This is a genomic window from Thainema salinarum CENA647, assembly GCF_057732415.1.
Window position 1 is genome coordinate 45,268 of record NZ_JBYJZJ010000022.1, and the last position, 14,348, is coordinate 59,615.

The following is a 14,348-nucleotide window of genomic DNA, read 5'->3' on the forward strand; positions in this document are numbered from 1 at the left end:
GCTAGACGCCCAGTTTATAAGAAAACGAAATTTAATTGATAAGATTTTTTGAACTATCGTTATCTTTCTTGATCCTCGACAACCCCAATCCGTTGCCCTTTAAGAGGTGAAGCAGATCTATACACTGATTTCAATCGATGCTTCGACACGATTCCACGCATGTTCCCGGATCTCTTGGGGAAAGAGTTCATGCTAGTCTGGTTCACCGTAGAGAGTTAAAGCGAATTGAGTTCGCCTTTTTCGTGTTTGGCTCGCGGTATCTCACACGCTTATACCGTCTCAGAGCAGTTGTTCTCGACGATTTCAAATAGGCTTATGAGTCGAAAAATTTTAAGCAGTGTGGTTGCAGCAATCGTTGTTTCGACCCTTGCAACTCCACTGGCCAGTCAGGCTAACACTACTAGCGATACGGATACCATCCGTCAGACGGTAGAAGTTGAGCCTGAGGCAGACCCTCCCAGTACGCCCGCAGACGGTCGCCTAGCGGTTTCGGTTCCCCGAGAAGGGTCAGACCAAGAAACAGTCAAGGTGGCTCGTTCTGCGACCAAGGTGGGAGAACGGCATGTCGAAGCAGCCGTTGAATCTCAAGTTGAAGCTGCGATCGCGCAGATTCAATCCCACACTCTGGGAGATCGAGCAGCCGCAACGCTTTATGTTCGCGGCATCCCAGTCTTCACTTTTATTGGCAATGAAGTCACTTCCAATAGCGATGTGAAGGTTGGGGAAACTAATGCCGCAGCATCAACTGCTCAGGCTAACTCCGAATCCAAAAACTCCTCCGGTGAGGTGCTTTTAGCTCAGGCCACCGACCAAGCGGCTGGAGATGCCATCGATTCCTCAGACCCGGTCTGGAAAGCATCTGAGCTGGCAGCTCAGATCAACCAATTGCATCGTGAAGGCATTGACCCAACTGCGATCGCAGTTGAGTGGCAAGAAAATGATCAATATCTGATCACTGTCTCCGACCAGCCTCTGCTCGAATTTGGTGGTGATGTTATCTTACCGGATACAACACAAGATATTGCTGAAGATGCGCTACAAGCTACCAATCGCTTACGCCGTCTCCTAGGTGGGGCAGACGCATTAACTGCGATTGAAGGGTTACCCGAACCCCGTCGCGTTGCGGCGTCACCTGTAGCCTTCCGAGCTAGCGGCATGGCGTCCTGGTATGGTCCTGGCTTTCACGGCAACCGCAGCGCCAGTGGCGAAATTTTTGACCAGAATGCATTGACAGCAGCCCATCGCACCCTGCCATTTGGCACTCATGTTCGAGTCACAAATGTGCAAAGCGGTGAGTCCGTTGTCGTCCGTATTAACGATCGAGGCCCTTACAGTCATGGTCGTGTCATCGACCTCTCGGCGGGAGCCGCACGAGCCATTGGCTTAGTTCGGCTTGGCGTTGCCCCCGTACAGTTGGATGTCGTTGAGCCATCCGCCAGCGGCGAGTAAGTTCGATAAGAACTTGACACGGATGTTTTTGCGACGTGGCTTGCCTTGCCACAAAAACATCCGTGTCCTAACAGAACTGACGACTATCCCTGTCTCAACTTGATTATGTCAGGCTACGAATAAAGAAAAGGGGAGGTGCGATGCACCTCCCCTTTTCTTTATTCAGAATTTAGCGCTTAGACCGTTTCAGATGTTTGCTTGACGGTTGCGGGCTGAGCTTGAGGCTGGAACTGGAAGAGTGAGTAAACCACGTTACGACGAATAGCCGTCATCATATCGAGGAACAACTCATATCCCTCACTCTTATACTCAATCAGCGGGTCTTTTTGGCCATAGCCTCGGAGACCAACGGATTCCCGCAGTGCATCCATTTGCTGGAGATGCTCTCGCCAGAGCACATCAATTTGCTGCAGGATGTAGAACCGCTCCGCCTGGCGCATTAGATCCGGCTGCAACTGATCTACCTCTGCCTCTTTCTTGTCATAAGCAATCCGCACCTGCTCATGCAAGAAGGTTTTAATCTCACCTATTGACAGATCTTCGAGCTGGCTCGGCTCCATATCCTGAAGCAGATAGACAAATTCTTTCACCTTCTCAACTAGCTTATCGAGCTGCCATTCTTCCGACGGCAGCTCCGGATTGACATAGTATTCCACAATGTCATCCATCGTCTGCTCAGCGTACTTAATCACCTGCTCTTTGAGATCTTGTCCCTCAAGCACACGGCGACGCTCAGCATAAATAGCGCGACGCTGGTTATTCATCACCTCGTCGTACTCGAAGACCTGCTTCCGAATATCGTAGTAGTAGGTTTCGACTTTCTTCTGGGCGTTTTCTAGCGATCGCGTTAATAAACGAGACTCAATCGGCATGTCCTCTTCCACGCGGAACGCATTCATCATGCCCGCAACGCGGTCGCCGCCGAAAATACGCAGCAGGTTATCTTGCAAGCTGAGGAAAAAGCGCGTCGAACCTGGGTCGCCTTGGCGGCCCGCTCGACCTCGGAGCTGGTTGTCGATGCGGCGGGATTCATGTCGCTCCGTACCGATAACGTGCAGTCCGCCTAGTTCAACCACCTCATCATGCTCAGCTTCAGTGAGAACTTCATATTCTTTCTGAATCAGCTCATAGGCAGCCCGCAACTTTAGAATCACCTGATTCTCTGTCGGCGCTTTCTCTGATGCCGTCGCAACCAAGTCCTCAGCCTGCAGTTCGGGTAAGCTCTGTTCACCATACTCTTGAACAGCGGTATCTACTGCTTCCTTCAGCAAACGCTCGGCCTCAGTGGACAGGTCAGTCGGGAAAATCTGAGACGACACTTTCCAGCTCTTCACTTTTTTACCTGGAGTAAAGCCTTGCGCCTTAGCAGACGACTTCACACCAGCAACGGACGCAACTGAAAATCCGTCCTCCTCCTCTGGCTTCACAATCCGGGGCATTAAATACTCCCGCATTTTCAGACGAGCCATGTAGTCGGAGTTACCACCCAAGATGATATCGGTTCCCCGACCCGCCATGTTAGTTGCGATCGTAACCGTTCCCTTACGACCTGCCTGAGCCACAATCTCAGATTCCCGCTCAACATTTTCTGGCTTAGCGTTCAGCAGATTATGGGGAACATTCAGCTCACTCAGCAAGTGAGACAGCAGCTCTGATTTCTCGACGCTGGTGGTACCAACCAAAACAGGTCGGCCCCGTTCGTGCATCTCAGCACATTCTTCTGCCACCGCTTTCCACTTAGCAGCTTCGGTCTTATAGACAACATCTGAAATATCTTGGCGTCGAATCGAACGATTGGTTGGAACAATCGTTACTTCTAGTTCGTAGATTTTCTCAAACTCTGTTTCTTCCGTCTTAGCCGTTCCGGTCATTCCAGCCAGCTTAGGGTACAACAGGAAGAAGTTTTGATATGTAATCGTAGCCAGCGTTTGGGTTTCGGGCTGAATGTCAACATGCTCTTTCGCTTCAATCGCTTGGTGCAGACCATCGCTCCAGCGGCGACCTGGCATGACCCGCCCAGTAAACTCATCGACAATGACAATCTCGTCATTGCGAACGATATAGTTCACGTCCTTAGTAAAGAGCTCTTTGGCCTTGATCGCGTTGAAGATATAGTGCGCCCAGGGATCTTTCGGATCAAATAGATCCTGCACATTCAATAGCTTTTCGGACTGGATGAAACCTTCATCGGTTAGCAAAACGTTACGAGCCTTTTCATCAACCTCATAATGTTCCTCACTATTCAAGCTGCTAGCGACTTCAGCCGCCTGAATGTATTTTTCACTAGGCCGATCCACCTGACCGGAAATGATCAGCGGCGTACGAGCTTCATCAATCAGCACCGAGTCAACTTCGTCAATTACACAAAAGTTGAAGGGCCGCTGCACCACCTGCGACATGTCCTTCGCCATGTTGTCGCGCAGATAATCAAAACCAAATTCACTGTTCGTTCCATAGGTGATGTCGCAGGCGTAGTTTTTACGCCGTTCTTCTGGAGACATGCCCTGCTGAATCAAGCCAACGCTAAGCCCTAAGAAGCGATGGACTTGGCCCATCCACTCAGCGTCTCGTCGAGCCAGGTAGTCGTTGACCGTAACAACATGAGCCCCTTTTCCGGTTAACGCATTTAAATAGGTCGGCAGGGTCGCAACTAGAGTTTTACCTTCCCCGGTTTTCATCTCAGCGATCTGGCCGTCATGCAGCACCATACCGCCAATCAGCTGGACATCAAAATGTCGCATCCCTAACACACGCCATGCCGCTTCACGGACAACGGCAAACGCTTCAGTCAGCAAATCGTCCAATGATTCACCGTTTTCCAGCCGCTGCTTAAATTCGGCGGTTTTACCCGACAGCTCCTCGTCAGACAGAGGCCGAATTTCTTCTTCTAATAAATTAACCTCTTTAACTTCTGGCTCATAGCGTTTTAGCTTACGAGTGTTGGGATCGCCTAATAGTTTCTTCAGCATGTCAAGTTCGGAGACGCGATTAAATTAAGACTTCAGCTATTTCATGCCGTATCAAAAAATTACGGTTTGGAAAATCCAGCACGAACGCCTCATTTACTGTCACAGATCAAGTGACTCTGGTAAACACGGCTAAGTATAGATAATTCTTTGTAATCTTATCTATAGTATCATCTGCATTTCTCTCTGCCGTTGAGCACAAGGTGCGGATATTGCGCTGGTCTAGTCAAGCAAAAAACGGTAAAGGCTTACAGACGAACAAGCAATGGGTTAGGAAGAATAGTAAAGGGGTTGCGATCGCAACCCCTTTTGTTCTGGCAACTCAGCTTAGCGAATTAATAGTCCAGATCATCATCAATGATATCTGGGTGACCGCTGCCACCGTTACCGCCATCGCGTCCACCAGCCAGATCGCGACCCGATGCCTTAAAGACATCAAATCCACCTTCTAAGTCATATGTACGAGCAGTCCGATCATCGAGGACAACATCTTCCAGGTTCTCATCAAAAACCGTTCCCTCATAGGTGATATCGACCTCAGGAGCAGCTTGCTCCTCATAGGCGTTGAAGCCCGTACCTGCCGGAATCAAACGACCAATGATCACATTTTCTTTGAGACCCCGCAGCCAGTCTGATTTACCTTCAATAGCAGCCTCTGTTAGTACCCGCGTTGTCTCCTGGAAACTCGCAGCCGAGATAAAGCTATCGGTATTCAGGGATGCCTTTGTAATACCCAGCAGAACAGGGGTATACACGGCTGGTGCACCACCTGTGATGGACATAGCCTCATTCACCTGCTCAACCTGATACAGCTCGACCAGTTCTCCTGGCAGCATCGTGGTGTCACCACCATCATCAATGCGAGCCTTTGAGGTCATCTGTCGGACAATCACCTCAATGTGCTTGTCCGAAATGTCAATCCCCTGGGATTGATATACCGACTGAACTTCAGTCACCAAGAAGGTTTGCACCTCCTGTAAGCTGATGAGTGCAGCTTCATGGGATCCCAACGATTCTCGATAGAAATCAAAGAAAATCTCTAAAATTTCGTGGGGGTTAGCAGGGCCATCCGTCAGCGGTTCAGCCGCCCGGACTTCCTGCCCATCAGAGACAATTAACGGCTGACCAGGTCCAACAGGATATTCTGTGATTACTCCGTCATCTTCAATGACCTTAACTTCAACCGTTTCATCCTCGTTATAGACGACTTGAGCCGTCCCAGGCCGTCGCGACAAAATGCAGGCTTCCTTCGGTTTACGAGCTTCTAGTAGCTCTTCGATTCGAGGTAGACCCTGAATAATATCCCCGGTCTTCGTGCGCTCAAAAATCAGCAGTACAAGGTTGTCACCCCGTTGCACCAGGTCGCCATCTTCAATGTGCAAGACCGCACCCGATGATACGCGATAGGGGCGAGCCATGCGCAAAACAACACGGTCATCTGTGATCTCAACAACCTGACCCGATTCTTCGATCTGGACACTTTCAGCTACAAAATCTCTATCAACCAGTAGGTCACCAACGGCAACAGTCGGCTTTTGTCCTTGCAGTTCAACCGTAAAGCGGTCAGCATCCCGCACAACCAGAACCCGACGAATCGCTTCGACACCTTCACGAATTCCTCGGATTTCGCCTTCTTCTTTACATTGGATTTCCGTCCGAGCAACAACCGCTCCTGGAGAAATCTGCTCACCATCCTCAACTAACAGACGAGTACTGGTGCGACCTTGGGTTTGATCGGCAATGACATCGCGCCGAATTACCAGTGATTCTAAGATGACGAGCTGAAGCCGCAACCGATCTTCATCAGTTTCGTCTGGAATCAGCTCAATATCAGCAGCCAAATGGGGCGCTTCTGTACCGATTTCTAGCACCAGCTGAGTTCTTAGTAGTTCTAGTCCCTCAACTGATTTAACCCGCTCACCATCTTTGAACGGAATCCGCTGAATTGCGCGTAGGCTAATAGCACGGCCCGATTCTTCACTGACTGACTCTTGACTGGGTACAGATGGCTCATCTGGTACAGCGAATTCAATGATCGGTCGCAGCAGTACTGCAGGTCCTTCGGGAGACTCGACGTACTCCAGATAACATAGTTCTTCTGCCGCTAATCCAGCAACGATTTCTTCTCCAGCATTGATCAGCGAACCGTCCTTCTTAGAAGCGGTTTCCGGATCATCTACCATATGGAGATTGCCAGGCTTAATGACGATTTCCCGGAGAATATCGTTCTTCTGTGTCACCTCGACAACACCGCTGCTTTGACAGAAGATATCTTTGACAACTTCTGTGCCTGCCTCAACATATTGCCCGTCTTCAACCAGGAGGAGGGAGATATCCTTATTCACCTCATGGGCTTCTTCCGGAATCCAGAGTAGAGTACCACCTTTAACAACTTCATAGCCCTGCTTGGCTTTCCCTCGCTTAGCAACCTCAACACCGGAGTATTTGATGATGCCACCAGTCTGTGTATGGTACGTATCATCAATTAGCTCAGCTACGACCTGATGGTTGGTAACTTTTGTCCCAGGAGCTGCAATTAGAGAGAACATTTGACCGTTCTGAGTCTCAATCAGGTAATGTTCCCGACCCTGAGAACTCTCAACTCGGACTTGAGCTTGATCCAATAAGACCGATGCCGTGATAATTTCAACTTCACGGCCACCACGACCTTCTTGCTCAAATTCTTGAGGTAAACGGACGACACCACCGTGCTCAGTGATTAGCTTGGTCTCAGCCAGAATACTGCCTTCCTGAACGCGATCGCCATTTTTAACCACTGGCTCCGCACCGGGCGGTAAGTTATACACCTCACCCGACAGCACCCATATCAAACCGCCCCGCTGAGCAATCCGGGTGGTGTTCCCTTGACGGTCTTTCTTCTCCTCTTGAACCAGATCAGCAAATTTAACTTCTCCGGCTAAATCAGAGGTGACGTCCTTACTAGCCCGCTCAGTTACTTTGCGACCACGACCTGTGGTTTGAATTTCAGCAACCAGTTGTCCCTCTGTAACGCGATCGCCATCGTTGACAAATAGAATCGAGCCCTGAGTCAACTGGAAGTTCTTCTTCTTACCGCCATCGGATTCGAGGGAAATCGTTGTATTTGTTTCAACAACGAGGGCATCTTCTCCGTGCCTAGTTCGGAAGGGGCGAGTCCGGATCTTCTTAGACAGAGTAATGGTGCCTTCAAAGGGAGCTCGCACTTGGGGAGCCCGTTCCCCAGTAAATGCACCACCTGTATGGAACGTCCGCATCGTTAGCTGCGTACCGGGTTCACCAATGGACTGAGCTGCGATGATACCCACAGCTTCACCCAAATCAACCATCTGGGCATGAGCCAGGCTCCAGCCATAGCAGCGCTGACATACAGATCGGGTTGCTTCACAGGTCAAGGGCGATCGCACTCGCACTTCTTGAATACCTGTATCAATAATGATCTTAGCCAAATCATCGGAGATGTCTTGATTGCGCGCTGCAACCACTTCACCTGTATTGGGATCAACGATATCTTGTGCAAGAACGCGACCGAATAGCTTGTCTTCTAGCGAGATCAAAACGCGCTCGCCATCGGTCATGCTAGCTAACGGAATGCTGCGGTCAGTACCACAGTCTAGTTCACGGATGATGACATCCTGAGACACGTCAACCAGACGACGAGTGAGATAACCTGAATCCGCTGTTCTCAGCGCTGTATCAACCAGCCCTTTCCGCGCACCATAGGAAGAAATGACGTACTCAGTCACCGTTAATCCTTCCCGGAAATTGGTTTTAATGGGAATGTCAATGATCTCACCCTGCGGGTTTGCCATCAAACCTCGCATTCCCACAAGCTGACGTACTTGAGAGATATTGCCTCGTGCACCGGAGAACGCCATCATATAGACCGAGTTCAACGGGCTGTTAATCTTAAAGTTTTTGACAACCTCGTCTTTCAGTTCTTCACTTGTACCATTCCAGGTGTCAATAACTTTCTGAAAGCGCTCAACCTCTGTAATTTCGCCTCGGGTATAGCGATCTTCGGTTGCACGAATATCTTCTTCAGCAGATTCGAGAAGATTACGCTTGCTAGGTGGCACCTGTAGATCATCAACGCTGATCGATACACCAGCGCGAGTCGCATAGCGAAAGCCCAAATCTTTCAATTCGTCCGCCATTTGCGCGGTACGCGCAGTGCCATAATGCGTAAACGCCCAAGCAACTAGCTTTTTGAGTTGGCCCTTATCTACAACGCGGTTGCGAAAAATGTTGGGAGTTTCCGTTGGATTGTTGTGCTGTTCTGTCATAGTTCAGACTAATCTGCCCCTCGAACGATTTGCATGGGATTGCATGGATGGGATAGAGACTTTGGATACGCTTGTCCATCGAAAAGCGACCAAAGATGTGAGCAAACTTAGCTCACCAAAGCATCTTGAATCGTCTTGTTGTAGATAATGCGACCTGGCGTTGTCTTGACGTATTGCGAAATGATATTGCCATCTGCATCTTGCCGCACGCGCCGATAGTTATAGAGCTTGGTAACTGTGCCGTCCCCTGCTTCAATGACTTCCTGTGGCTCACCATCGTCAAAACTAGATTCAACCAAACCGTCATAGCGCAGCCAAACGTAAGCATGTAGACCAACCAGGCCTTGCTCATAGGCCATAATGGTATCTTCCATACTGGCGTAGTAATGGCCTGCTCCCTTCGTATCTTCTGGGTTTTCAGCAGTGAGATAGTAACAGCCAAGCACCATATCTTGGCTCGGCGTGATAATCGGTTTACCCGTTGCAGGAGACAGAATATTGTTAGAGGCCAACATCAAGAGGCGCGCTTCTGCCTGGGCTTCTAAGGACAGCGGTACATGTACTGCCATTTGGTCGCCGTCGAAGTCAGCATTGAATGCAGGACAAACCAGAGGATGGAGTTGAATTGCTCGGCCTTCTACCAAAATGGGTTCAAATGCTTGAATACCCAAACGGTGGAGAGTTGGAGCACGGTTCAACATCACCGGATGGCTTTCAATGACTTCTTCCAGAACGTCCCAAATGCTGGGATCATTGCGTTGAATCAGCTTTTTAGCGGCTTTGATGTTGTTGACCAGTCCCTGACGAATTAGACGATGAATCACGAACGGCTGAAATAGCTCGATCGCCATTTCCCGTGGCAGACCACACTGGTGAATCTTAAGTTTAGGACCAACCACGATAACGGAACGACCAGAGTAGTCAACCCGTTTACCAAGCAGGTTCTGACGAAAACGGCCTTGTTTACCTTCAATGATGTCTGAGAGAGACTTCAAAGGGCGGTTATTGGCACCGACTACGGTTCGTCCCCGGCGGCCATTATCAATCAAGGCATCCACAGCTTCCTGGAGCATCCGCTTTTCGTTGCGGACAATGATTTCAGGTGCCAGAATCTCCTGTAGACGGGCCAATCGGTTGTTACGATTGATCACGCGCCGATAGAGGTCATTCAGGTCAGAGGTGGCGAAGCGGCCACCATCTAGCTGCACCATTGGCCGCAAGTCAGGCGGAATGACAGGAATAACGGAAAGCACCATCCATTCCTGATTAGAGCCAGTCGCAATGAAGTTATCGATTACACGCAAGCGTTTGATGAGTTTGGCGCGCTTTTGACCTTTTGAGTTTTCAATTTCTTCTCGCAGTGTCTCAGCTTCCGCTTCTAAATTGATGTCTTGGAGAAGCTGCTGAATTGCTTCTGCACCAATACCAACTTCAATCCCAGAGAGCTGAGAATCTTCGCTGTAGAGCTGGTCTTCAATTTCGATCCACTGATCTTCGGTCAGAAGCTGCTTGTAGGATAAGTTTTCGGCATTGCCGGGATCAAGGACGACGTAGGCGTTAAAATAAACGATTTGCTCGACATCACGCAGCGGCATGTCTAGCAGAATAGCCATGTAACTGGGAATCCCTTTGAGATACCAAACGTGAGTTACAGGTGCGGCTAGCTTGATGTAGCCCATGCGGTGGCGGCGCACGCGTGATTCTGTGACTTCTACACCACAGCGCTCACAAACAATGCCCCGGTGGCGCACCCGCTTATATTTGCCGCAGTGACATTCCCAGTCTTTGGCTGGCCCAAAAATGCGCTCACAAAATAAGCCGTCCATTTCTGGCTTCAGGGTTCGATAGTTGATCGTTTCGGGCTTGGTGACTTCGCCAACGACTGTACCGTTGGGTAGAGTCCGTTCGCCCCACTGACGAATCCGATCGGGAGAGGCTAGGCCAATTTTGACGTAGTCAAATCGCTGTTCTAGCTTAGGCATGTTTACAGCTTCCTTAGTACCTGACGCTTATGTGGTTAAAAGGCAGATGCGATCGCAACTTAATCCGCTGAACTTGATCCGCTAGATCCACTCACTTTGATAGATAAGGGAGTGCGATCGCATCTTGAGTTAGGAGGTGAAATTATTGAGGATTATTCTTCTTCGTCATCATCGCTAGGAGGACCTGCATATCCACCCAACTCCTCAGTGGTGACAGACTCGTAAGTAGGACGCGAAGGCGCACGTCGGCTGTTAGCGTCGGCCATCAAGTCAACTTCAATATCGCGACTGGTACCGTCCTCACGAGTTTCTAACTTGTGAACGGCGATGTCTAAACAAAGTGACTGAAGCTCTCGCATCAGTACCTTAAAGGATTCCGGCGTGCCAGGTCGTGGGATAGCCTTACCCTTCACAATGGCGTTGAGCGCCTCATTACGGCCCTGCATGTCGTCCGACTTGACCGTCAGCAGTTCCTGTAGGGTATAAGCTGCACCAAAGGCTTCCAGTGCCCAAACCTCCATCTCTCCGAAGCGCTGACCACCCTGCTGCGCCTTTCCACCCAGCGGCTGCTGAGTAACTAGCGAGTAAGGCCCCGTCGAACGAGCGTGGATCTTGTCGTCTACCAGGTGAACCAGCTTCAGCATGTAAGCTTTACCAACGGTCACTGGGCGATCGAACGGCTCCCCGGTACGACCATCAAAGACCTGGATTTTGCCAGGATTATCAGGATTGAATACCCAGTCTTTGCCCGTCTTTTGCCGCGCTTCTTCTAGCTTGCCGTGAGTTGTAATACGAGAAGCTTCTTCACCGTACATCTCATCAAACGGTACGATCTTGAAGCGGGAATTGAGGCATTCGCCAGCCCAACCCAGCAAGCATTCAAACACCTGTCCTACGTTCATCCGGGACGGTACACCTAGCGGATTGAGCACCACATCAATCGGCGTACCATCGGGCAGATAGGGCATATCTTCGATCGGCAGAATGCGCGAAATAATTCCCTTGTTACCGTGGCGGCCAGCCATCTTGTCGCCGACCTGAATCTTACGCTTCTGGGCAACATAGACGCGAACGACCATATTGGCACCGGGTGGTAATTCATCGCCCTGTTCACGGGTAAAGACCCGCACATCAACAACGCGGCCTTTCTCACCGTTCGGAACGCGAAGGGAGTTATCCCGCACATCACGAGCTTTTTCACCGAAGATAGCCCGGAGCAGTTTTTCTTCAGGAGGCTGATCGGATTCACCCTTGGGCGTCACTTTACCCACTAGGATATCGCCCGCTTCAACCCAGGCACCAATCCGGATAATGCCCGTTTCATCAAGTTGTCGGAGTGAATCCTCACCAACGTTAGGAATTTCACGGGTAATTTCTTCTGGGCCTAGCTTGGTTTGACGAGCCTCAATCTCATATTTCTCAATGTGGATTGAGGTATACACATCGTCATAAACCAACCGCTCACTAATCAGGATCGCGTCCTCATAGTTGTAGCCTTCCCAGGGCATGTAAGTGATGAGCACGTTCTGGCCAAGGGCAATTTCACCACCCTCCGCAGCAGAGCCATCTGCCAGCACTTGTCCTCTCTGAATTTCCTGACCTTGAAAAACAATTGGTCGCTGGTTCAAGCAGGTGTCCTGGTTAGAGCGCTGGTACTTTTGCAGTTCATGAACATGTTCTCTTCCTTCCTGGTCACGAACGCGCACAGAATTTGCATCAACATAAGAAACAACACCAGCAGCGCGACTGGTAACAACCATGCCGGAGTCACGAGCCGCTTGCGCTTCCAGACCTGTACCAACTAATGGACGCTCAGGTCGGAGTAGCGGTACCGCTTGGCGCTGCATGTTTGAACCCATGAGCGCTCGGTTCGCATCGTCATGCTCCAGGAATGGAATTAGCGAGGTAGCAACTGAGATGATCTGTACAGGGGACACCGCAACGTAATCCACCTCTGTAGGCGATGTTGTTGTAAAGTCTTGCCGATATCGAACCGGTACGGTCTCTCCCAAAATGAAGCCGTTTTCGTCCGTGGGAATATCGCCTGGAGCCACGCGGATGTCGTCTTCCTCATCAGCGGTCATGTAAATCGGGGACTGGTCACGCAGCACCTGCCCATTCCGCACCGGAAAGAAAGGAGTCTCAATGAAACCGTAGGCATTGACGCGAGCATGAGTAGCCAGTGACCCGATTAGACCTGCGTTCGGACCTTCAGGTGTTTCAATCGGGCAGATCCGACCGTGGTGGGACGGATGAATATCGCGTACCGCGAATCCGGCCCGCTCCCGCGTCAGACCACCAGGGCCTAACGCACTGAGACGGCGCTTATGCGTCAACTCAGCCAGTGGATTTGTCTGATCCATAAACTGAGACAATTGGCTGGAGCCGAAAAATTCCTTAATAGCCGCAACCAAAGGTTTCGGGTTAACTAACGAAGCAGGCGTCAGCGAATCGGCATCGGAAACAGTCATCCGTTCTCGGATGATGCGCTCTAAACGGTTTAGACCAACTCGAACTTGGTTCTGCAAGAGTTCACCAACGGAGCGAACGCGCCGATTACCGAGGTGGTCAATGTCATCAACGCTACCGATGTCAAATTCAAGATTGATTAGATAATCAACGGCAGCGAGGATATCTTGCGGCGTTAAAACGCGAATGGTTTCGGGTGTGCTCAGCCGCAGCTTGCGATTGAGTTTATATCGGCCAACTTTCCCTAAGTCATAACGTTTGGGATCAAAGAAGCGGGACTCTAGGAGTTGATTACCGCCAGAGACAGTTGGTGGTTCACCTGGACGCAGCTTACGATAAAGCTCCATCAGAGCTTCTTCTTCGGAATACTGTCCTTCTTTCTCAATCGTCTTTTGGAAATATTCTGGATGGCGCAGTGCATCAAAAATTTCGCCGTCGCTGAGTCCCAATGCTTTTAGTAGAACTTGGGCCGATAGCTTACGAGTTTTATCAATTCGTACCCAGACCAAACCGTTTTTATCGGTTTCAAACTTTAGCCACGCACCACGGTTAGGAATCAAGTTGGCATTGTAAGTCCGTCGTCCGTTTTTATCGGTTTCGGACTTGTAATATACGCCAGGACTCCGCACGATCTGGTTAACGATGACGCGCTCAGCACCGTTGATGATGAAGGTGCCTCGGTCGGTCATCAAGGGCAGATCGCCAATGAAAACTTCTTGCTCTTTAATCTCTCCAGTCTCTTTATTGATGAGACGGGTCGGTACGTACATTTGCACTGAGTAAGTGCTATCTCGCCGTTTGGCTTCATCAACGTCATATTTAGGACGCTTTAGCCGATAATCTTTACCTAAAAAGTGAAGTTCTAGTTTTCCGGTATAGTCGGTGATAGGGGAAAAGCTATCTAACTCTTCAATGAGTCCTTCTTCTAGAAACCAACGGAAGCTGGCCCGCTGAATTTCAACCAAGTCTGGCAGGGTAAAAGCGGGTGCAGATTGGACAGGTGCGGATTGGATCTGGTTAGTCATGCGCCTCCTCATGGGGTTACGCCGAAGCGAGCCCGGATACTATTCAAACAATCTGAAAATCTGTCAAGGCAAAATCAACCAAGACGACAAGCCCTCATGTGAGGGCTGGGAATTTAAGCAACAAGTTGTGACAACAACAATCTCAACAGCATGAATTCGCGGAGCAACAACCTT

General features: G+C 50.1%; 5 protein-coding genes. 1 reads left to right on the forward strand and 4 read right to left on the reverse strand.

The genetic code is table 11. From position 1 onward, the window contains the following. Window positions 1-315 precede the first annotated feature (315 nt). Entirely contained in the window at window positions 316-1,449 is a 1,134-nt protein-coding gene (locus AC286M_RS06880; RefSeq protein WP_488203666.1) for a septal ring lytic transglycosylase RlpA family protein, read from the forward strand. A gap of 176 nt (window positions 1,450-1,625) precedes the next feature. Here the strand turns inward: AC286M_RS06880 and secA are convergent, their stop codons facing one another. From secA to rpoB, 4 genes are all read right to left on the reverse strand, one after another. Continuing rightward, window positions 1,626-4,418 carry a preprotein translocase subunit SecA gene (secA, locus tag AC286M_RS06885; protein ID WP_488203667.1) on the reverse strand — a complete coding sequence of 931 codons (2,793 nt, stop codon included), beginning with the start codon at window positions 4,416-4,418 and terminating at the stop codon, window positions 1,626-1,628. Window positions 4,419-4,750: 332 nt separating this feature from the next. Then, window positions 4,751-8,698 carry a DNA-directed RNA polymerase subunit beta' gene (locus tag AC286M_RS06890; RefSeq protein WP_488203668.1) on the reverse strand — a complete coding sequence of 1,316 codons (3,948 nt, stop codon included), beginning with the start codon at window positions 8,696-8,698 and terminating at the stop codon, window positions 4,751-4,753. 107 nt (window positions 8,699-8,805) lie between these two features. After that, entirely contained in the window at window positions 8,806-10,680 is a 1,875-nt protein-coding gene (locus AC286M_RS06895; RefSeq protein WP_488203669.1) for a DNA-directed RNA polymerase subunit gamma, read from the reverse strand. Window positions 10,681-10,832: 152 nt separating this feature from the next. Further along, the gene (rpoB, locus tag AC286M_RS06900; protein ID WP_488203670.1) at window positions 10,833-14,174 is read right to left on the reverse strand and encodes a DNA-directed RNA polymerase subunit beta; all 3,342 of its coding nucleotides are present in this window, start codon (window positions 14,172-14,174) and stop codon (window positions 10,833-10,835) included. Window positions 14,175-14,348 lie beyond the last annotated feature (174 nt).